This is a genomic window from Lysinibacillus sp. NPDC093210 (assembly GCF_044753985.1).
Lineage (GTDB): Bacteria > Bacillota > Bacilli > Bacillales_A > Planococcaceae > Lysinibacillus.
The window spans coordinates 740,896-763,859 of sequence record NZ_JBIVOE010000002.1 but is presented as its reverse complement, the minus strand read 5'-3'; the positions used below and the strand labels follow the sequence as shown (position 1 = coordinate 763,859).

18 protein-coding genes are annotated in these 22,964 nt (G+C 38.4%); 15 read left to right on the top strand and 3 right to left on the bottom strand.

Translation table 11 applies throughout. From position 1 onward, the window contains the following. Positions 1–652 precede the first annotated feature (652 nt). Positions 653–1,162, bottom strand: a complete 510-nt coding sequence (locus ACIP9C_RS09170) for a competence protein ComK (RefSeq protein ID WP_401009855.1) — start codon at positions 1,160–1,162, stop codon at positions 653–655. A gap of 228 nt (positions 1,163–1,390) precedes the next feature. On the opposite strand from ACIP9C_RS09170, the gene ACIP9C_RS09165 reads away from it, so the two are divergent. The 12 genes from ACIP9C_RS09165 to ACIP9C_RS09110 all read left to right on the top strand — a co-directional run bounded on the left by ACIP9C_RS09165 (position 1,391) and on the right by ACIP9C_RS09110 (position 16,735). Continuing rightward, positions 1,391–1,633, top strand: a complete 243-nt coding sequence (locus ACIP9C_RS09165; protein ID WP_401009853.1) for an IDEAL domain-containing protein — start codon at positions 1,391–1,393, stop codon at positions 1,631–1,633. A 347-nt stretch (positions 1,634–1,980) separates the two neighbouring features. Further along, positions 1,981–3,960 carry an excinuclease ABC subunit UvrB gene (gene uvrB / locus ACIP9C_RS09160; RefSeq protein WP_401009851.1) on the top strand — a complete coding sequence of 660 codons (1,980 nt, stop codon included), beginning with the start codon at positions 1,981–1,983 and terminating at the stop codon, positions 3,958–3,960. Between the two features lie 7 nt (positions 3,961–3,967). Next, complete coding sequence (gene uvrA / locus ACIP9C_RS09155; RefSeq protein WP_401009849.1) at positions 3,968–6,832, top strand: excinuclease ABC subunit UvrA; 2,865 nt, start codon at positions 3,968–3,970, stop codon at positions 6,830–6,832. 278 nt (positions 6,833–7,110) lie between these two features. Then, positions 7,111–8,304 (top strand): DUF4097 family beta strand repeat-containing protein, encoded by a 1,194-nt coding sequence (locus ACIP9C_RS09150; protein WP_401009847.1) that lies wholly within the window; start codon positions 7,111–7,113, stop codon positions 8,302–8,304. 281 nt (positions 8,305–8,585) lie between these two features. Continuing rightward, on the top strand, positions 8,586–9,272 hold the full coding sequence (ftsE, locus tag ACIP9C_RS09145) for a cell division ATP-binding protein FtsE (protein WP_401009845.1): 687 nt from the start codon (positions 8,586–8,588) through the stop codon (positions 9,270–9,272). Next, complete coding sequence (ftsX, locus tag ACIP9C_RS09140; protein WP_401009844.1) at positions 9,262–10,146, top strand: permease-like cell division protein FtsX; 885 nt, start codon at positions 9,262–9,264, stop codon at positions 10,144–10,146. The genes ftsE and ftsX overlap by 11 nt, the downstream gene beginning before the upstream one ends. Before the next feature lie 265 nt (positions 10,147–10,411). Beyond that, complete coding sequence (locus ACIP9C_RS09135; RefSeq protein ID WP_340826316.1) at positions 10,412–11,710, top strand: murein hydrolase activator EnvC family protein; 1,299 nt, start codon at positions 10,412–10,414, stop codon at positions 11,708–11,710. A 259-nt stretch (positions 11,711–11,969) separates the two neighbouring features. After that, complete coding sequence (locus tag ACIP9C_RS09130) at positions 11,970–12,590, top strand: hypothetical protein (protein ID WP_401009841.1); 621 nt, start codon at positions 11,970–11,972, stop codon at positions 12,588–12,590. After that, positions 12,587–13,174: a peroxiredoxin family protein gene (locus ACIP9C_RS09125; protein WP_401009839.1), complete on the top strand. Its 588-nt coding sequence runs from the start codon at positions 12,587–12,589 to the stop codon at positions 13,172–13,174. The genes ACIP9C_RS09130 and ACIP9C_RS09125 overlap by 4 nt, the downstream gene beginning before the upstream one ends. Before the next feature lie 588 nt (positions 13,175–13,762). After that, the gene (locus ACIP9C_RS09120; RefSeq protein WP_401009837.1) at positions 13,763–15,205 is read left to right on the top strand and encodes a S41 family peptidase; all 1,443 of its coding nucleotides are present in this window, start codon (positions 13,763–13,765) and stop codon (positions 15,203–15,205) included. A gap of 124 nt (positions 15,206–15,329) precedes the next feature. Next, positions 15,330–16,511: a PDZ domain-containing protein gene (locus tag ACIP9C_RS09115; RefSeq protein WP_401009835.1), complete on the top strand. Its 1,182-nt coding sequence runs from the start codon at positions 15,330–15,332 to the stop codon at positions 16,509–16,511. Then, a complete protein-coding gene (locus tag ACIP9C_RS09110) occupies positions 16,511–16,735 on the top strand; it encodes a CsbA family protein (RefSeq protein ID WP_340826541.1) in 225 nt (74 codons plus the stop codon). Before ACIP9C_RS09115 ends, ACIP9C_RS09110 begins: the two co-directional genes overlap by 1 nt. Positions 16,736–16,919: 184 nt before the next feature. Here ACIP9C_RS09110 and ACIP9C_RS09105 read toward each other — a convergent pair whose 3' ends face one another. Further along, entirely contained in the window at positions 16,920–17,246 is a 327-nt protein-coding gene (locus tag ACIP9C_RS09105) for an AzlD domain-containing protein (RefSeq protein ID WP_401009833.1), read from the bottom strand. Further along, positions 17,243–17,974 (bottom strand): AzlC family ABC transporter permease, encoded by a 732-nt coding sequence (locus ACIP9C_RS09100; RefSeq protein ID WP_401009831.1) that lies wholly within the window; start codon positions 17,972–17,974, stop codon positions 17,243–17,245. Before ACIP9C_RS09100 ends, ACIP9C_RS09105 begins: the two co-directional genes overlap by 4 nt. Before the next feature lie 125 nt (positions 17,975–18,099). Here ACIP9C_RS09100 and ACIP9C_RS09095 point away from each other — a divergent pair, with 125 nt between their 5' ends. From ACIP9C_RS09095 to addB, 3 genes are all read left to right on the top strand, one after another. Further along, on the top strand, positions 18,100–18,651 hold the full coding sequence (locus ACIP9C_RS09095; protein ID WP_401009829.1) for a helix-turn-helix domain-containing protein: 552 nt from the start codon (positions 18,100–18,102) through the stop codon (positions 18,649–18,651). A gap of 11 nt (positions 18,652–18,662) precedes the next feature. Then, positions 18,663–19,286, top strand: coding sequence for a TVP38/TMEM64 family protein (locus ACIP9C_RS09090; protein WP_340826308.1), 624 nt, complete (start codon positions 18,663–18,665; stop codon positions 19,284–19,286). Between the two features lie 167 nt (positions 19,287–19,453). After that, positions 19,454–22,963, top strand: a complete 3,510-nt coding sequence (gene addB, locus ACIP9C_RS09085) for a helicase-exonuclease AddAB subunit AddB (RefSeq protein ID WP_401009827.1) — start codon at positions 19,454–19,456, stop codon at positions 22,961–22,963. Position 22,964: the final 1 nt, after the last annotated feature.

Here is a 22,964-nt window from a genome sequence, read left to right as displayed (position 1 = left end):
ATTGTTTAGCCCAAGTAAGAATTGCCTTATTATCTGTCCCAATCGATTTAGCAATTTCATGTGAACTTTCTTTGCCTTCTAAGTATCGTAAAGCTGCTTGTAATTTTTCCTCTGCAGTATATTTAGCCATAAAAAAACTGCACCTCCAATTGTTAGATGTGTCTAACAATTGGGGTGCAGTTCAACGCTTCTGAGGTTTTCGTTTTTAAAGTGCCAGTCACTCAAACAATTCTGAATCTTTATGATACTGCTAGTAGGTTAACCAAGTAAAAACCCCCTAGACTCCTGCGGGAACGCACAGAACGTAAGACGCAACAACCCTCGCGTTAGCGAGGGTTACGGCTTACGTGTGTGCCCGCGGAAAGCGAAGTGGGTTTTTAGACATTAGAATGTAAAATGCAATGCATAGAACGACTAAGGGACTCTCCAATGCAATGTTCAACTAGTCGCTGCTAGTAGAACATAACCAAGTAAAAACCCACGAAGACTCCTGCGGGAACGCACAGAACGTAAGACGTAACAAACGGCGCGACAGCGACGGTTACGGCTTACGTGTGTGCCCGCGGAAAGCGAAGTGGGTTTTTACGCTTTAGAATGTCTAATGCAATAACGAAGTAAGCACTCCCCCTAATAGTAATAGTGAACCTTCTCCTTAAAAGGGTGGATGATACGGAGCATCGTGGCTAAGTTGTTTACGCTCACCCATATAATGTTTATAAAGCATTGAAGCATTAACAAATTGTTTACTAATCGAAGCATATTTAATAGGCAGCTCAAATTCCATATCATTTTTCAATGTGATAATACATCCTTCACTACTCGGCGAAATATTTGAAATAGCGTGGAGCCCTATCCAAATATTGTGTATAGAGTTTGGCGAATAGGTCGGTAAAAAAATGCAAGGAAAGCCATAATCATATGCGACGACTATGGGAAGCTTATGTTGATTACCAAAAAAACGTTTTGCAGAATGTTTTGCAGCTTCATAAGTCGTGCCTAAAGAGATGCAAGATTTGCGTAAAACATGCAAAGGTTTGCGTGTCACAATTAGCTCATTATGCTTGTCAATAACTCGAGTAAAAACTTTAGATTCGTGCTGAATCGGTAGCAATAAATAAGTATTGAAAGACATTAAATAACCATTCACATAATTTGATGACATATGTAAAAGCCTCCTTTTGATAGTAATTATTTGTAGTATAAATGACAAAAATGCATTCTGAAAATATAGATATAAACTTAAAATATATAGATAATTGATGCTTTTTCCTAAAGGATTTGCTTGAAATTACGCTATAATTCTAATAAATAATAGATGATTTTTATTTGTTTAGCGTTGCATTTTAATCTAAATTTTCTTATAATTTAGAAAAGGATCGAGGTGAGATCGTTGGATAAATATTATTCGTACACAGATTTTCTAAAAGCCGTAGGTCAGTCAAAAAAAGTTGATGAGGCAGAGAAATTATTGAACGAGATTTATTTAGATTTATTTTTAAATCATATCCAGCGTATGCATCGTGAAGAACAGCTAATGGTTCTGATAGATAGAACACTCGACGATCGAGATAAAAAAGCTTTTCACTTATACGCAACTGAACTAGAGGCTTTACACAAAGTAGCAAGTGAATAATATGATAAGACCGCTCTCCAATAACAGGAGAGCGGATTTTTTTGTCTGTCACCAAATAGACGTTATCAGCACTATTATGTTTAATGAAAAAATGTAAAATCTTTTATTTTTCTAGAATTCTATGATTAAAGAAAGGGTATATATCTAATCATGGGTATAAAGGTTAAAAGTTTATAATTACTGAAAGAGCGTCATATCTATGAGAAACTTCAAATGCTACATCAACAATACACGTACCGAAATTGAAAATGAAGAAAAAACAAACATTCGTTCGTTAAATGTTCGATATTTTAATACTGCTATGCTAAAATAAATGTACAAATTGGTAGGAAAGGACGGGGACATGCGTGCAAACATTTGATTTACAGGCGCCTTATCAGCCTAATGGTGATCAGCCACAGGCGATTGCAGAATTAGTGGAGGGTGTACGTGAAGGGAAACGACATCAAACATTACTTGGTGCAACAGGGACGGGCAAAACTTTTACGATTTCTAATGTCATTCAGCAAGTAAAAAAACCAACACTGATTATGGCCCACAATAAAACACTTGCAGGTCAATTATATAGTGAGTTCAAAGAGTTCTTCCCAAATAATGCGGTTGAATACTTTGTAAGTTATTATGATTACTTTCAGCCGGAAGCGTATGTTCCGCAAACAGATACGTATATCGAAAAAGATTCGAGCATTAATGATGAGATTGATAAACTCCGTCACTCAGCCACTTCTGCACTTTTCGAACGTGATGATGTCATTATTATTGCGTCTGTTTCCTGTATATACGGTTTAGGTTCTCCGGAAGAATATAGAGAATTAGTTGTATCAATTCGCACAGGGATGGAGATTGAGCGCAATCAATTACTTCGAAAATTAGTCGACGTGCAATATGAACGCAATGATATTAGTTTTACTCGTGGGACGTTCCGTGTGCGAGGAGACGTTGTGGAAATTTTCCCAGCATCTCGCGATGAACATTGCGTCCGTGTCGAATTTTTCGGAGATGAGATTGACCGAATTCGAGAGGTAGATGCTTTAACGGGAGAAATATTGGCAGATCGAGACCATGTAGCAATTTTCCCAGCATCCCACTTCGTTACACGTGAAGAAAAAATGCTTAAAGCAATTGACAATATTGAACAAGAATTAGAACAACGCCTTGAGCTACTGCGAGCAGAAGATAAGCTATTAGAAGCACAGCGATTAGAGCAGCGTACACGCTATGATTTAGAAATGATGCGTGAAATGGGCTTTTGCTCAGGTATTGAAAACTATTCACGCCATTTAACATTACGTGAAGCTGGAGCAACACCGTATACATTACTTGATTACTTTCCAGAGGACTTTCTTCTCGTTGTCGACGAAAGCCATGTGACATTACCTCAAGTAAGAGGTATGTATAATGGAGACCAAGCGCGTAAAGGGGTACTAGTAGAGCATGGTTTCCGTTTACCATCTGCACTAGACAATCGCCCATTGCGTTTTGAGGAATTCGAACGACATATTCATCAAGCTATTTATGTATCAGCAACACCTGGTCCATATGAAATTGAACATACTCCTGAAATGGTAGAACAAATTATACGTCCAACAGGATTACTAGATCCGTTAATTGATGTTCGTCCAATTGAAGGGCAAATAGATGATTTAATTGATGAAATTCATGGTCGTATTGCGCAAAATGAGCGTGTACTCGTAACAACGTTGACGAAAAAAATGTCGGAAGATTTATCTGCATATTTGAAGGAAATGGGCTTAAAAGTGGAATACTTACATTCAGAGATTAAGACATTAGAACGTATTGAGATTATTCGCGAACTTCGTAAAGGTACATATGATGTACTTATCGGCATTAACTTATTGCGTGAAGGCTTAGATATTCCTGAAGTATCACTAGTAGCGATTTTAGATGCAGATAAGGAAGGCTTTTTACGTTCAGAGCGTTCTCTTATTCAAACAATCGGTCGTGCGGCACGTAATGCGAATGGGCATGTCATTATGTACGCGGATAATATGACAGATTCTATGAAAAAGGCAATTGAGGAAACAAAACGCCGCCGTACTATTCAAATGGCTTACAACGAAGAACATGGTATTACACCGAAAACGATTGTCAAAAAGATTCCGGATGTTATTCGTGCAACACAGGTGGCAGAGGAAGAGGAGTCTTATGTAACAAAGGCAACGAAAGGCAAAAAATTGACGAAGGCAGAAAGAGAGAAATTACTTGCTACTCTTGAAGTTGAGATGAAGGAAGCGGCTAAAGCACTTGACTTCGAACGTGCAGCTGAGCTTCGCGATACAATATTTGAATTGAAAGCAGAAGGGTGATTGGCTTGTGAAAAATACAGAAATTGTCGTGCAAGGCGCACGAGCACATAATTTAAAAAATATAAATGTCACAATTCCACGTGATCAATTAGTCGTGTTAACAGGTTTATCTGGGTCTGGGAAGTCGTCATTAGCGTTTGATACGATTTACGCTGAAGGGCAACGTCGCTATGTCGAATCATTATCGGCATATGCGCGCCAATTTCTTGGCCAAATGGATAAACCGGATGTAGATGCAATAGAGGGGCTATCGCCTGCCATTTCAATAGATCAAAAAACGACGAGCCGAAATCCGCGCTCAACAGTCGGAACAGTAACGGAAATCTATGATTATTTGCGTTTACTATTTGCACGTATTGGCAAACCCATTTGTCCAAATCACGGTATTGAGATTACGTCTCAAACGATTGAGCAAATGGTGGATCGTCTTCTCGTCTATCCAGAACGTACGAAAATGCAATTACTTGCACCGATGATTTCAGGGCGTAAAGGGACACATGTAAAATTACTTGAGGATTTGAAAAAGCAAGGCTTTGTCCGTGTACGAATTGATGGAGAATTACGCGATTTAGATGATGCTATTGATCTTGATAAAAATAAAAAACATTCAATAGAAGTTGTTGTCGATCGTGTCGTTGTAAAAGAAGGAATTGCAGCTCGTCTTAGTGATTCGTTAGAAACAGCCCTTCGATTGGCAGAAGGACGTGTTCTTGTCGATGTAATGGAGCATGAAGAATTATTATTTAGCGAACATCATGCATGTCCATTATGTGGATTTTCAATCGGAGAGTTAGAGCCTCGTATGTTTTCTTTTAACAGTCCATTTGGAGCGTGCACAAGTTGTGACGGTTTAGGAACGACACAAGAGGTTGATCTTGAGCTTATCGTGCCAGATTGGGATCGTTCATTATTAGAGCATGCTATTGCACCGTGGGAGCCTACTAGCTCTCAATATTATCCACAGCTATTAAAGGCTGTATGCGACCATTACGATATTCCAATGGATGTACCTGTCAAAGATATACCTAAAGAAAAGATGGACAAGGTTTTATTTGGCTCAGGGAAAGATAAAATTCACTTCCATTATGAAAATGAATTTGGCAATGTACGTGATCAGATGATTGAATTCGAAGGTGTCGTTCGTAATGTAGAGCGCCGTTTTAAGGAAACAACATCCGATTATGTACGAGAACAAATGGAGAAATATATGGCTCAGCAAGCTTGCCCATCTTGTAAAGGCTACCGACTCAAGCCCGAAACATTAGCTGTGAAAATTGCAGATCAGCATATTGGACAAGTAACAGAGTATTCGATTCAGGATGCTGATACGTTTTTCAAAGAGCTCGATTTATCTGAAAAAGATATGCAAATCGCGAAACTTGTATTGCGTGAAATTGAAGAACGCCTCGGCTTCTTAGTCAATGTAGGGTTAGATTATTTAACATTAAATCGTGCTGCGGGAACACTTTCAGGCGGGGAGGCTCAGCGTATCCGTCTGGCAACACAAATTGGCTCTCGCTTAACGGGTGTGCTCTATATTTTGGATGAGCCATCTATCGGCCTACATCAGCGAGATAATGACCGTCTCATTAGTACGCTACAAAATATGCGTGATATCGGAAATACGCTAATTGTAGTCGAGCATGATGAAGATACAATGCTAGCAGCGGATTATCTTATTGATGTTGGACCAGGTGCTGGTGTACATGGTGGACAAATTGTTGCGGCAGGTACGCCACAGGAAGTAATGGATAATCCTAAGTCGTTAACAGGTCAATATTTAAGCGGCAAGAAATTCATACCGCTACCAATTGAACGTCGTAAACCAGATGGTCGTAAATTATCTATTTTAGGTGCAAAAGAAAATAACCTACAGAACGTCAAAGTAGACGTACCATTAGGTCTATTTGTAGCGGTGACAGGTGTTTCTGGCTCTGGTAAATCAACACTCATCAATGAAATTTTATATAAATCTTTAGCGCAAAAGCTCAACCGTTCAAAGGTGAAGCCAGGTGCACATAAAGAAGTAACAGGATTGGATGAGTTAGAAAAAGTTATTGATATTGACCAATCACCAATCGGGAGAACGCCGCGCTCAAATCCCGCAACGTATACAGGGGTATTTGATGATATTCGCGATGTTTTTGCAACAACAAATGAGGCCAAAGTACGCGGTTATAAAAAAGGTCGGTTTAGCTTTAATGTTAAAGGTGGTCGCTGTGAAGCTTGTCGTGGCGACGGTATTATTAAAATTGAAATGCATTTCTTGCCAGATGTTTATGTGCCATGTGAAGTTTGTCATGGTAAACGTTATAACAGAGAAACACTTGAAGTGAAATATAAAGATAAAAGTATTGCCGATATTTTAGATATGACAATTGAAAATGCTGTAGTGTTCTTCGAAAACATTCCTAAAATTCAACGTAAATTACAAACAATTGTTGATGTAGGGTTAGGTTATATGAAATTAGGACAACCTGCGACTACCCTATCAGGTGGTGAGGCACAGCGTGTTAAATTGGCTTCTGAATTACATCGCCGCTCAACAGGTAAGTCATTTTACATTTTAGATGAGCCGACAACTGGCTTACATGCAGATGATATTGCACGCTTACTGATTGTGTTGCAACGCCTTGTTGAAAATGGTGACTCAGTACTTGTCATTGAGCATAATTTGGATGTTATTAAAACAGCGGATTACATTATTGACTTGGGTCCAGAGGGTGGCGACAAAGGTGGTACAATTGTTGCTACAGGTACGCCAGAAGAAGTAGTGGAAGTAACTGGATCATATACAGGGAAATATTTAAAACCGATATTAACACGTGATAGAATGCGAATGGAAGCGGCTTTGGTAGAAGCATCTAAATAATTTTTTACAAAATATTTTATTATAAAAATCTGCTCTTTTCCGAGGGTAAGACTTAAGACCTCGCATGCTCGTTAGCTTTTGTAGCATCAAGCATAAGGCTTTTTCTCCCTCAGGAATCTTGCAGATTTTTTATTTTCTCATATCAAAAATACACCTAATAACGACAATGCAGTAATTCATAATTTGTGATAGTTAATGCTTTTTCATTTTTTCAGTGAAACTTTTCACATAGGGATACGTATAAATAGATATAACAATCTGTGGGAGGCTATATGATTATGCAAAATGAACGTCAACGAATTTTAGAACTTGTGGAAAAAGGTACAATTTCAGCGCAAGAGGCGATTACATTATTAGAAGCATTAGAGCAACCTAGCAAGTCCACTCAAAGTAGTAATAGCGATGTGTCGAATATGGGTCAGCAATCCTCAACAGAGAAAGAATCTATCTTTAAAGATCCAGAGTTTAAAGAAGAACAAAAGAAAAAAGATGCAGACTTCACTAAACATTTCCAAGATGAAATGCATGATTTTCGTAAAGATTTATCGCAAATCGGTTCGATCTTTATGGATATGATGAATACGGCAGTTAAAAAAGTAAAAGAATTTGATGTTTCTTCACCATTTGGAGATAAATTTGAATTTACACATACAGAAGAACTAGCAGCAGAGAATGTAGAAAATGTCATTGTTGAATTACCGAATGGCAATTTTTCATTAGAAACGTGTGAGGGTGATAACTTCCAAATCATCTGTAAAGTAAAGGCACCACTACTTAATGATAACGAGGAAGAAACACGTAACCATTTCTTGGAACAATTTGTTGTTAAGAGCGAGGAAGGCTCACTTAGAATTTTAAGTCAGCTAAAGCTTGTGCAGGTGAATGTACAATTGCTTGTGCCAAAGGAAAAGTTAGATAAATTGTCAGTCCGTTTAATGAACGGTAGTGTTGCCTTGCAAGATATTGAGCTAGATCAATTAAAACTTAAAACACTTAATGGTGCGATTAAGGGCTCTAAGCTAGTATTTACGAAGGCAGAAGTGGATTCATCGAATGGCTCGATCGAACTAACTGATGTACGTGGTAAAGATTTAGAAGCTGAAACATTGAATGGTCGTGTTTATTTAGATGGGGCTTTAGATGAAGTTGAGGCAAAATCTATAAATGGACATGTTGTTGTGACAACATGCTCTAGTAATTCATCAAAAATTAAAGCACATACAGTTGCCGGAGCAGTAGAAATATATGTACCACGAACAATGTCTTTAAGCGGAAAAATTGTAACTAACTTTGGTAAAGTGGATGTAGGTATTCAAGATACGTCGAAAATTGAAACACAGGATCAATTCTTAACTAAAGTAGTTCGATTTGATAAAGAAGTGGAAAATGCGAATCGCTTATTTATCGAAGGGGAATCGAAAACAGGAGCAGTTTTAATTCGTTATACAACTACTGACGAGCAACAAGTATAAAATAATAAAGAGCATTCAGGCTAGGCAACTAAATAGCTTGAATGCTCTTTTTATATTCATTATTTGCTAATAGGAAACAGGAATCACTATAACCTTCCATCGATTCCTGTTTTTATTTGTTGTCATTTGGTGGTTTTTTAAATAATATTCCAAAAAACATTAAATAAATAGAATATAATGCCAACGAATGAAATAAAACTGTAATAAAAAAACATAGATTGAGTGATATAATAGAAAAAGAATACATCTTACATATAAGAGGTTTAGGTGGTTTAAAAAACATGATAGAAATGAAAAATGTGACAAAGAAGTATCCGAATGGTGTAGTTGCGACAAATGGCATTTCGGTTAATATAAAACAAGGTGAATTTGTCTATGTTGTTGGTCCAAGTGGTGCAGGTAAATCGACATTTATCAAATTAATGTACCGTGAGGAAAAAGCAACTTCAGGTGAAATTACTGTTAATGGTATTAATTTAGGTGGTTTAAAAAATAAAAAAGTACCTTTCTTGCGCCGTCAACTCGGTGTGGTTTTCCAAGATTTCAAATTACTTCCAAGATTAAATGTCTATGAAAACGTAGCATTTGCATTAGAGGTAATTGAAGAGGAGCCAGTTGAAATCCGACGTCGAGTTATGGAAGTTTTAGATCTTGTCGGATTAAAGCATAAGGCAAGAATGTTCCCGAATGAACTTTCTGGTGGAGAACAGCAACGTGTTTCTATTGCGCGTTCTATTGTGAATGTACCTAAAGTAGTAATTGCAGATGAGCCAACAGGGAATCTAGACCCTGAGACATCTTGGGAGATTATGAATTTATTTGAAGAAATTAATGCACGGGGAACGACAATTGTAATGGCAACCCACAACCGCGAAATTGTGAATACCATTCGTCGTCGAGTTATAGCGATTGAGGGCGGTATGATTGTCCGTGATGAGCACGGAGGTGACTACGGCTATGAAATTTAATACAGTAAAACGACACTTCCGAGAGAGTATAAAATCACTTGGTCGTAATAGCTGGATGACAATTGCTTCTGTCAGCGCGGTTACAGTGACTTTGATATTAGTAGGTGTATTCTCGCTAATTATGATGAACTTAAATAAAGTAGCATCTGATTTAGAGAACGATGTTGAAATAAAAGTGTTGATCGATGAAACAGCAGATGAAGCTGCTGAAAAAGCGTTGCTAGCAAAAATAGAAAAATTGCCTGATGTTGCGGAATTTACTTATTCCACAAAGGAAGACGAATTGACAAAGTTAGTGAAAGATTTTGGGGATGACTTTAAGCTTTTTGAGCAAAGTAACCCGTTACGAAATGTTATTTATGTGAAGGCAACAGATCCACAGCAAACTGCCAAGGTTGCAAAGACAATTAATAAGTATGAATATACATACGATGTGAAGTACGGTGAAGGTAAGGTAGAAAAACTTTTCAACTTCTTAAATATTAGTCGTAATGTAGGTCTTGTGCTGATTTTAGGGTTATTATTCACAGCTATTTTCTTAATCTCTAATACGATTCGTATTACGATAATCGCACGTCGCGATGAAATCGAAATTATGAAACTAGTAGGTGCAACAAATTCGTTTGTGCGTATTCCATTTCTTTTAGAAGGTATGTGGCTTGGGATATTAGGTTCTATCATCCCGATTGCGGTTATCACAACACTTTATCACAATGTATATAGAATTATTGCACCTCGTTTACAAGGTGAGCTCGTTCAGCTTCTTGACTTCTCACCGCTTGTCTATCAAGTAAGTGGTCTACTATTGCTTATTGGTGTGCTTATTGGTATTTGGGGAAGCTTCATGTCTGTACGTAAATTTTTAAAAGTTTAACTTGCTTCAGCAGATGTACTTAGATATAAGTGGGGGATACACTGGATTCTATGTGGATTCCCCCCTGAATCAAGTTAAAGATCACGGTGATTGTCACAGAGTTTTATGAGGAGACTTTTGACCAGGCTCGAATAAAACTTGTTCGCAAAAATGCCGAGGCGCGTACTTAATATTTAGTCAGAGATGTAGCGCAATAAAAAAGCCGTTTATGACGGCGTACATAGTCAGAAAAATGGAATTAAATAGACGAAGGGGAGTTCAATAAATGAAAAGTAAGGCAAAAAACACGATTAAAGCATTTGCAGCAACAACGGCACTACTTCTTATTATCCAAACTCCAACAGCGTATGCAACTAGTTTAACGGATTTAAAAGAAGAGAAAAAACAAGTAGAAACAAAGAAAAATCAATTGAATTCTTCTATTAGCAATAAAGAAAATGCTATTAGTGCAAATGAAGAAAAGCAGCAAAAATTACTAGATCAAATTCAAGCGTTAAACGCTGAAATCGAAACTACAAATAGTAGTATTAAAAATGTATTGGCAGAAATTCAATCTACAAATGCAGAGATAAAAGAATTAGAAGGTACAATTGAAGAGCTTCTTCGCAAAATTGAAGAGCGTGATTTATTATTACAAGATCGTGCACGTGCAATTCAAGCTGGGGGCTCAGTTAGCTATTTAGATGTGCTACTAGGTTCTAATAGCTTCGTAGATTTCATCGACCGATTCTCTGCTGTAAATGCATTACTTGAAGCGGATCGTCAAATTATTCGCGATCAGAAACAGGACAAGCAAACATTAGAAGAGCAAAAGCAAGTACTAGAAAGCAAACGTCAAAAGCTTGAAGAGCAGAAAGCAAAGCTAGAGCGTCTAAAAGCATCATTAGATGGACAGAAAAAAGAGAAAAATACTTTAGTGGAGCAGTTAGAAAAGGAACAAGCAAAACTAAAGTCAGAAAAAGTATTACTTGAAAAAGAATATTCAGAGGCGCTTGAAATTAGTGCTGAATTACAGCAGCAAATCATTTCAGAGCAAAATCGATTAGCGGAAGTAGCTCGTCAACAAGAGGCAAAACGTAAAGCAGCAGCCGCTGCTGCAGCTGCAGCGGGGAACTCAGGCTCTGGTGGCTCTACGGTGAATGCTCCAGCTTCGGATGGAACATGGATTAAACCAACAAATGGTCGTTTAACATCACCATATGGCTGGCGTAATCTTGGTGCTGGTCCTGAATTCCATTATGGAGTTGACCTTGCCAATAAAACAGGTACGCCGATTTGGGCAGCAGCTGACGGTGTCGTATCTTATGCCGCACCACTTAGCTCTTACGGAAATGTGGTTATTTTAACACACTCTATTGATGGAAAAATTTACACAACAGTTTATGCACATTTAAGTGCATTTAATGTTAGTGTGGGTGACGAAGTAAGCCAAGGGCAGCAAATTGCAGCAATGGGTAGTACAGGTCGCTCAACAGGACCACACTTACACTTTGAAGTGCACATCGGCTCTTGGCAAGGACAAGCAGTTGGTAGTGTGAATCCACTAAAATATATTCCATTATAGATATTTAATGAAGTGAGTCGTCTCATATTGAGACGGCTCTTTTTTGCGTGTAAGTGACAAAATGAAAAGGGGATTTTTTTGGTTATAGCGTGCATTCGAAAGAAATGTTTATTACTATATACGATAAGGGGTATTTTTAAGTGATGTGTTCAAAAATAGGTATTCTGTGGAAATTTTTGAACACAGTGTGAAATGTGAGTTTTCATAAAAGTATCTATGCTATGCTAAAATTATCTATTTCTGTGGAGGATTTGTTCAGGTGATTAATACTGAGTGGTTTTCAATTCGTGCATTAACTTTACCAGCAACGGCGGTCGCATTATTAGCAGCATTTATCATCGTATGGCTTGTCTTGCGAATACAATTCCCGAAAATATGGTCAGGGGTATACGGCGATGCAATCTTTACGTTTATACTTGTTTGGAAATTTAGCGTCATTATTACGGACTTTCAATCTGTCCTTTCACAACCATTAACGCTTCTTTACTTTAATGGCGGAACTGTCGGAGTCTTATTAGGAACAGTTGCCTTAATATTTCAATTGTGGTGGAAGCGACAACAGCTACAATTCGATTCTGAAGGCGTAATTGCAAGTGGCTGGGCAATCATTTTAACGCAATCCATTTATCAATGGTTCGTGGTATTATTGAATGACAATTCGCTCCAAAGTGAAGTCATCACTTTGGTAGTGCTAAGCGTACTAACAATTATCATATTATGGAAAGTAACAGAAACAACTCTAGCGCTATTAGTGTATACAGCTGGGTATGTAGTCGTTGCTGTTTTACAGCCAAATGGCTTCTGGCAACCGGCTGTTGGAGTAAGCTTCCTATTACTTATGTTAGGTATAGGAATTCAACGAATGGGAGGAAAAGAATGAAAAAAAATATTGGGTTACTTATAGTCGTGTTGTTAATAGCTGCGATGATTGGTACATATGTTAAACAGCAAATCGATAAAGAGCGCGAAATTGAAACAGCCTCACTTGGTAAAGAAGTAGAGGAACGGACAATTGGGTTGAAAAAAGGAGATACACCGCCAGATTTCACGTTAACTAATTTAGATGGTGAAAAAGTGACGTTAAGTGAGTTACGCGGAAAAAAAGTAGTATTAAATTTTTGGGCAACATGGTGTCCACCGTGTAAGGCTGAAATGCCACATATGCAAAATTATTACGATCAATATGCAAAAGAGGACAATGTTGAAATTTTAGCTGTTAATTTAACGTCAGCTGAGCGAGACGTAACAGCTGACGCAAAAATTGATTCGGTCATGACATTTAGAGATGGCTTTGAACTTACATTCCCGATTTTACTTGATCCAGAAAATGCTGCTGGTTCAGATTATCAGGTCATTACAATTCCAACAACGTATTTCATTGATTCAACTGGGGCTATTCAGCAAGCGATAGAAGGCCCAATGAATGTCGAAATGTTAAAAAACACTGTTGAAGCATTAGATTAATTTACTTTTATAAAGAGCTAAACTCAAATCCACTGTGCCCGTAGAATGCATGGTGGTTTTTTTAGTGCCAGGCACCCAAACAATTCTGAATTTTTATAGCACTGCTATTAGATTATTTTATGTATATTTAAGTGAAAATCCACGTAGCCTCCTGTGGGAACGCACGTAACGTAAGACGCAACAGACGGCGTGATAGCGACGGTTGCGGCTTCCGTCGTGCCCGCGGAAAGTGAAGTGGATTTTTACGTTATAGGAGGCTAGGTTCTTTAAAAAGTGCCAGGCACCCAAACAATTTTGTATTCATTTAGCACTGACAGAAGGACTATCTAAGTAAAAATCCACGTAGCCTCCTGTGGGAACGCACGTAACGTAAGACGCAACAGACGGCGTGATAGCGACGGTTGCGGCTTACGTCGTGCCCGCGGAAAGCGAAGTGGATTTTTACGTTATAGGTAGCCAGATTCTTTGAAAAGTGTCAGGCACCCAAACAATTTTGTATAGCCCGTGAGCTTATTTAGAATTCCAAAACATTATTTTGTATGTTTGAAAATAAAAATTCATACAGTAAAGAGACAGAGGAGGGAAGGTTTGCGCAAAATTACGGCAGGAGTCGGGGTACTTGTCAGCAGTTTATTGATAGGTAGTGGATTTTACTTTGACTGGTTTGATGGAGCAGAGAAAAAAGTGCAAGTCGCAGAAGTTGATTCGATTAACGAAGCTTTACAACTAATCGAAAAGAAATCAGTATATAGCACTAAAAAAGAAGAATTAGTAGAAGGTGCTTTACGCGGTATGGCAGATGCAATTAAGGACCCGTATAGTACCTATTACACGAAGGAAGAGGCTGAGCAACATCGACAAATGCTAGCAGAAGAAAGAGTTGGCATCGGTATTGAACTGACAGAAAACAATGGAAAGTTTATTGTTGTATCGCCTGTTCGTTCGTCACCAGCAGAAAAGGCTGGAATGCGCTCTCTCGATGAAATTGTACAAGTTGATGGCGTAAAAGTAGATGGGAAAACAATGAGTGAACTAATGCATTTGATTCAAGGTGACAAAGGGACAAAGATTACAATTGTTGTTTATCGTCCAAGTGAGGATAAGCATATTAAAATGACGATGGAACGTGCTGCAATCTCCAATAAAACCGTAACGAGTGAGGTAGTGAAGGTTGAGGATACTTCGATAGGATATATAGAAATCTCGTTATTTGGTGAGAAGACAGCAAATGAGTGGGTTGCAGAAACAAGTAAGCTACTACGCAAAGATGTCGAAGGACTCGTTGTTGACGTTCGTGATAATCCTGGAGGCTATTTACATAGCGTCGCAGCGCTACTAAGTACAATTTTAGAAAATGGTAAAGTATTTGCCTATATGCAAAATGCAGAGGGGGCTATGGAACCGTTAAAAACTGAATCTAAGGGCTTTGATGAAAAATATTTAGCTACGATGAATAAAATTCCGATTGTCATTATTCAAAATGGTGGTAGTGCATCGGCTAGTGAAGTACTTAGTGGCGCATTAAAAGGCTGGAATCGTGCTTCCCTTGTCGGCGTTAAAAGTTTTGGTAAGGGCACAGTACAGGAATCATGGTCTCTTGCAAATGGGGGAGAACTGAAGCTATCGACAAATAAGTGGCTTACACCAAAACGTGAATGGATCCACGGGAAGGGCATTGAAGCTAGTTTAGTTATTGAACAAAATGAGTTATTTGCGTTCCAATTGCATCCATTAACAGGGCAATTCAAAGAAGGCAATATGAGCGAAGAAATCGCATATACACAAAAAGCATTGCAAAAGCTTGGTTATCAAATTGACCGATTAGATGGATATTTAGATGAGACAACTCAAGAGGCAGTAAAGCTTTATCGTAAGCAGAAAGAATTACCGCCAGCAGAAAATGATGTATATGTAGATTCTACATTCTTCAATAGTTTAAATGGAACGTTAAAGGCTTATAAAGAAGATCGTCAAAATGACTTGCAATTCCAAATGGCAACAAGCTTCCTGTTGCACAATATTGAGCAATAGATATTATAAATCTAGTAAAAATGACGGGAAATAAAATGCTTTCTACCAGTTACTACTACGCAAGACAGTGGTCGTTTGATACAATGAATGCATAGTATTCATGACAGAAACGGCGGGTGTTCGTATGGTTAGTAACATTTTAATAGAAATTGTAACAGCGATTGGCCGCTTTTTACTTAATCCAGTAGTTTATATTGCGATAGTGGTTGCTATCTTATTAGGGTATAGACGTGTAAAGCAAGAGCGAAGATTTTTTAACAGACGTATTATTTGGGGTTGGACAGAGCTGATAGGACAATGGAAGAGTGGATGGCCTTATGCATTAGTCATTTCACTAATAAGTCTAGGTTTTGGGCTCACTGTACCCAAACCATTTTTACTAATTCTAATGGCTATATCTTTACTAGGTCTCTTGTTATTTTTCATTAATGTATTGTCACCAATTTACACAATGGCAATCGCAACTCTTGCATTATGGGCGATGTACCAGTATAACTGGTCGTTCTCCTGGTGGAAGCTTTCGTTGGAAGGCGTCGATTTATTAGCAGGGGCTGTTGTTACAATTACGATAATAACAGGGCTATGTGTGATAGTAGAAGGTATACTTATTCGCCGTACTGCTAAACAAGTTGTAACACCTGCTATCGAAAATACGAAGCGTGGCATGCAGGCTATCGTCTATCGAACAAGGAATGTTTGGGTGTTACCTATTTTCTTTATTATTCCAGGTAATATTATCCCATCATCACTGCCATATTGGCCGCAGTTTACGTTGGGAGATAATCACTTTGCATTCGTATTATTTCCTGTAGTTATCGGTTTTTCAAAACTGTTAAGGAAAGAATTACCTGTTGTTCAGTTGCCGAAAATAGGGCGTTCAGTCATATTGTTAGGACAGCTGATTTTAATAGGTGGACTTGCATCATTTTTGGCACCGATTATTGGTTATATAACATTAGCAGTAGGGGCATTAATTCGTATTATGATCTCAATTTATTATGCTTTGCAAGATAAAACGGAATCGTATGCGGTTGCGCCAAGTACAAAAGGAGCTATTATTGCTGCTGTGCTTCCTGATTCGCCCGCAGAAAAAATGGGCTTACTTGCAGGGGAATGTATTCGTAAAGTAAACGGACACACAATCACTACAGAAGTTGAATTATATGAAGCTTTACAATTAAATGCTGCACATTGTCGTTTAGAGGTGCTAGACCGTAATAACGAAATTCGCCTTACGCAGCATGTAATTTACAGCAATGACCATTATCGAATTGGGTTATTGTTGGCGGAGCCGAGGGAACTATGATAGATCTATATGGGAAAATGATGCTAGCATTATTTTTCCCAGCATTACTCGTGTTATTGTTTACGCGTATTACGTATAACCGTTATGTGGCGTTAGGTTTAGCTATAGCACTTATTGCCGCATCAGTATACGCAGGTTATACTTCCCCACCTATTATTTTTGTCGTTGATGCTTTTTCGTTAACTTTTGGTTTTTGGTTGGCGAGCAAAATGCAAAAAAAATAAGGAAGGCTGTCATTAAAGACTTCCTAACTCCTTCAGGAATAAATAAAAATCCGCGTCGCATTTGCGTGCACTGTGTAAGACGAACTCATCCTTATATGGATTAATTCGTCTTACACCTCGTGCTACTATCGCAAGCGTCTAAGCGGATTTTTTTATAGTGAAAAAGCAAACGTAAAATACTTTATTACATAAAGAATCTTACAGCAGCCATTATTATAACGCCTGCCACAACTGTAATCGATAAGCTTTTTGTGACTAGCGCAATGATTAGTGTAGGCACAAAAGTTATAAAGACAGGCCAATCCAGCGTAACGAAACTTTTGCTTTCAGTATCCAATAAATTTTCGATAACAAGGGCACTAAGAATACAAACTGGGATAAAGCTAAGCCATTTTAACACAACATCTGGCAGCGTCACACTGCGAACAAACATAAATGGAATAATACGGGGTAACCAAGTCACTAAGGCGCAACCGATAATCAGCCATACCATAGAAGCTGTTGTCGTCATTTATCTGTCACCACCCCAATTGTTGCTACAATAACAGTTGCAAGTAGCACTGCTAAATGCGAAGGAACGAGATAAGATAAGCCATACATAATGACAACCATATAGCCAATTAACATAAGGTAATGCATGATTTTATTTTTTCCGACGCTACTAAGCTGTAGCACGAGTAAAGCAACAAACATGGCGATTAATGCAAAGTCTAAGCCCCACTTTTCGGGATTTGCTACCCATTGGCCTAAAAAAGCACCTGCGACGCAAGATAAAATCCAAAATGCGTACGCTGTTATATTCAGTCCATCCATCCATTTGCCATGTAGTTTTCCATTTTGCATTTGTTTGGTTACGGCTACACCAAATGTTTCGTCTGTTAATAATGTCCCGAACCCGACATTTCGTAGCATAGAATAGCGCGTAAAATGAGGTGCCAATGTTAAACTCATTAATAAATGACGTAGATTTACGACAAAAATGGTTACAATGATAGCAGAGGCAGGACTACTCGTTAGCAAAAGTGCGCAAAAAATAAATTGAGCAGAGCCTGCGTAAACGAGTATTGTAAGTAATGCAATTTCAACTACAGATAGTCCAGAAGCGGAACCTACAACACCGAATGCCAGTCCTATACTTATATAACCGAGTAAAGTAGGTACACAATCTTTAATTCCTTGTAAAAAGCTATCTTCTGTAGCGGTTGTTGATTCATTATGAAGATCTGTTGTGCTTGTCATAAATAGGTCATCCTTTCGAAAAAAATTCCATGTATACTTATAATGGAATAGTTTGATAATTCACATATGTTTATTAAAGTATACATATGTCCGATAAAATAAACAATAGGAAATGGTGAGTCAAGATGGAACAAATGAGTCGAAATTTAGCATTCCAATTAAAAAAAATACGACAGCAGCGTAGTTTAAGCTTAGATGATGTGGCAAAAGCAACAGGCGTAAGTAAAGCACAGCTTGCGCAAATTGAAAAAGGTGAAGCGAATCCAACTGTTTCAACAATTTGGAAAATAGCTGCAGGACTTCGAATATCATTTTCATCCCTTTTACAGCCACCGATAGCACATTTTATGAAGTTTAGCAGTAAAAATGCGCCACATGTCGATGAAGACGATGGCCGTTATCGAGTCTATTCAATTATTCCTTATGATCCTGAACGTGGCTGGGAATTTTATAAAGTAGAAATGGAGCCAGGAGCGACAAGTAGGAGTGAAGCCCATACAGAAGGGGTAGAAGAAACTGTAACTGTTATTCATGGACAAGCTATTATTTCTGCTGGCGTAATGCATGAAACTTTAACTGAAGGAGAAACCTTGGTATTTTCTGGACATCAAGCACACGAATATCAAAACGCTTCAGAAGAGCTTACGATCTTACATGTAATTTTGCAATATAAGTAGAGGTGGCAATAGTGAATGAATGGTTTACTGTAGAAAATATTGAGCATGTTGCGGCACAATACCGAACACTAGGCCCAATAATAGGTGTGGTACTACCTTTCTTAGAGGCTTTTTTTCCATTTTTACCGCTAGTTGTGTTCGTTGTCGCAAATGCGAGTGCGTTTGGATTATGGATTGGATTTTTATTATCTTGGTTGGGTTCAGTAGCTGGCTCATATGCAGTTTTTTTGCTTGTTCGACATTTCGGAAAGCATCCGAAGCTGCGTTTTGTAACGCGAGGGAAAAAGGTACAGAAGCTTATCAAATGGGTTGATATGAACGGAATTAGCCCATTGTTTGTATTACTGTGCTTTCCATTTACTCCTTCAGTGATTGTCAATATAGTTGCGGGACTTTCTCATATTCATAAAAAATATTATTTAACGGTGCTATTAGCAGGAAAATTCGTAATGATTTTAGGGATGAGTGTTCTTGGCTATGATTTAAAATCGCTGTTAACAAGTCCGATACGACTGATTATTGCTGGGGTAGCCATTGTCTTGTTATGGTGGATTGGCAAGCTAATAGAGAAGCGATTGAACGCTCGAGTGGAAAGAGATTTGAAACGTGTGCGAAAAATGACGAAAAATGAATAATCTTCTAGGCTGAATCTGCACATGCAGTCCCTTGTATCATGTAAAATGGTAGGAGGGTCTTTTTTATTTCATTTAGCATTAGTTTAACTATTGGAGAATTATAGTGAAACAATTACAATAAACTTTTTATAATAGATTTGATTTTTTACGAATAGGGGGAAGAGTGAATGACATTACGAATTGTATCAGGACGTGCAGGTACCGGAAAATCAGCGTTTATTCATAGAGAGATAGTCGAGCAATTATCAACAGATCCATTAGGTCACCCTATTTTTATCATTGTCCCTGACCAAATGTCTTATTCAACTGAATATGAGCTTACAAATAGACATGGCTTACACGGGCTAATACGTGCACAAGTGATGACGTTTAAACGTTTGGCTTGGCTTGTATTACAAGAAACAGGTGGTATTGCTCGCCAAGAAGTAAATGGCTATGGTTATCGGATGCTTATTCGAAAATTACTAGAGGAGCAAAAAAGTGATTTCTCTCTATTTCGACAAGCTGCTGGTAAACGGGGCTTTACTGAGGAAATCGAATCGTTATTACGTGAATTTAGCCGTTATAGTGTGAACAGTTCGGTATTAGCTGAAGTGACAGCTTCTTTAAAGGCTATTGATGCACCGAATACATTGCAGGCGAAAACAAATGATTTACAAATCGTTTTACAAGCATTAGAAGAACGACTTGGCACGACTTATGTCGATAGTGAGGGATACTATCCGATTTTAACCGAGCAGTTGAAATTTTCAGAGACAATGAAACAGGCGACAATTTATATAGATGGCTTTACTGCCTTTACTGTAAGAGAGCTAGAGCTTGTAAAAGAACTGCTAAAGGTGTCAAAGCAGGTAACCGTAGTGCTGCCGTTTGACCATATAGAAGAAGTCTATGATGAGCAAGCGCTCTTCAATGAAGCGGCAATTACAAATCAGCGTTTGCATGATATAGCACAGGAAAATGGCATTGAGGTAGATGCACCATTGCATTTTATCAAAACACATCGATTCCAGTCAGAAGATTTACGTCATGTCGAAGCAACATTTGAAAATATGGTGCCAAAAACGAAAAATTCAACAGGCGATGTGAAGGTCTTTGAAGCGTCGAATCGACGGGCTGAGATTCACGCCATTGCCCGGGAAATAACGAAGCTGACAAGGCAGGAGGGCTATCGTTATCAAGATATAGTGTTACTTTATAGACAAGCAGATGTATATGATCCGCTTATTTCAACAATTTTCCAACAATACGACATTCCTATTTTTGTGAACTCGAAAAAAACGATGCTCCATCATCCATTAATTGAGTTTAGTCGTTCTGCATTGGAGGTTATTACTTCTAATTGGAAATATGAACCGCTTTTTAGAAGTGTGAAAACAGATTTGTTTTTCCCGTTGCATGCTGAGCAAACTGTTTGGAGGGAGCGTGCAGATCGCCTAGAAAATTACTGTTTAGCACAAGGAATATACGGAGAACGTTGGTTTGAAGAAGCTCGTTGGTTTTACAAAAAATATCGAGGTCTTGAATTCCATTCCCGTGTTCAAACAGATGAAGAGCGTGCGATGCAGACAGAAATCGAAGCAATTCGTGATATCATTCGTGCACCATTAAAAGTATTACAGGACAAGCTTATGCAAGCGACAACAGGTAGAGATGTGGCAACTGCGTTATATGAGCTTGTAGAAGAAGTCCAAGTATATGACAAGCTTCAAATCATGAAAGATCGTGAAATTGATAGAGGAGAAGCATTAGCCGCAAGTGAGCATGATCAAGCATGGAAAGAATGGGTTGCTGTACTCGATCAGTTTGTTTACATGTTTGGTGAGCAGGAAATGTCTGTGGAAGAAGCGGCAAAAATTTTAGATGAAGGATTCGATACATTAGAATTCTCCCGTATTCCACCTACTTTAGATGAAGTGATGGTGGCAACAGTCGATTTAGCTCGGTTATCGCATATTAAAGTTGCCTTTGTTCTTGGAATGAACGATGGCGTTTATCCTACTCGTATGGATTATGAAGGATTGCTGTCTGACACCGAACGTGAATGGTTTATGCATATTGGCTATGAATTAGCCCCAACATCCAAAAATAGATTACTGCAGGAAAACTTTTTACTATATCGTGCAATTACAACACCGTCAGATAAGCTTTATATGACTTATTCGACGGCAGATGAAGAGGGGAAAGCACTATTATCCTCGTTATATATTAAGAAGATTATCGGAAATGATAAAACAGCAGGGCTTTTAAGCGGGGTAAATGTCGAGCGTGTTGTAATAGATCCAATTGAATTGCTCGATAATAATGTATTGCCTTATTTACGACATCCTCGTACAGCACTAGCCCATTTAACGCTACAGTTACGCCAAGCAGAGCACAGCCGTGAGCTAGCACCAGAATGGGTAGCTTTACAAAAATATTATGAGCAAGATCCATATTGGGCGTTAATTTTACATCGACTAATGCATCCAATTACACATAAAAATGAGGCAGAACCACTGGAAGGCTATATTACACAAGAGTTATATGGTCGTAAGCTAACATCTAGTGTGTCACGGATTGAGAAATACTTCCGTTGTCCGTTTTCACATTTCACAACTTATGGGCTGCGCTTGGAAGAACGTGCAGAATATCGTTTAGAAACATTTGCAATGGGTGATTTATTCCATGAGGCATTGAAATGGATTACAGAAGAGACGCATCGTTTACAACTATCTTGGATTCGTTTAACAAAGCAGCAAATTCAACAGCTTGCACGACAGGCTGTAGAGCAAATTGTGCCCGTATTCTCACATCAAATTTTGTTATCTAGTGCACGCTATCGTTATATCCAGCGTAAGCTTATCCGTATTGTAGAGCGCACAATGATGGCACTGACACAGCACGCGAATGTTTCTCATTTTAAACCAATAGCTATCGAAGCATCGTTTGGACCAGGGCAACACGAACAGCTTCCGCCATTGGAAATTGATTTACATGGTGGCAAAAAAATGTTTATGCGAGGTCGTATTGACCGTGTGGATAGTGCGTCTATAGATGATCGTTCCTATTTACGTATCGTCGATTATAAATCGTCTGCCCGTGATTTAGATTTGAACGAGGTATATCATGGCCTATCATTGCAGGTGTTAACTTATTTAGATGTAGCGATGGAAAATGCATCCTATTGGCTACCTGGCGATGCAGAGCCTGCTGGTGTGCTTTATGTTCACGTCCATAATCCAATGCTAAAACTTGATAAAGACTTAAGTGATAGTGAAATTGAAGAAGATCGTTTAAAGCAATATAAGATGAAGGGGCTTTTAACAGAAAATCCAGAAGCTATTTTATCGATGGACGAGCAACTGGAGGAAGCAAGTGGGCACTCACAAATCATCCCTGTTTATATGAAAAAGGATGGTACACCGTCAGAATTACAATCGCGTATTGTGCCTGTTAATGATATGAAAAACTTGCAACATTTTGTGCGCCGTAAGCACCAAGAAGCAGGAAATGGTATTTTAGCAGGGGACACAGCTATTAGCCCTTATAAACTAAAATCGAAAACAGCCTGTGATTATTGTCAATTTGCATCAGTGTGCCAATTTGACCCATCCGATGGTAAACAAAGCTATCGTCAGTTACCGCAAGTAAAGCCGGTAGAGGTTGTCGAAAAAATTCGGGAGGAGATGAACTAAC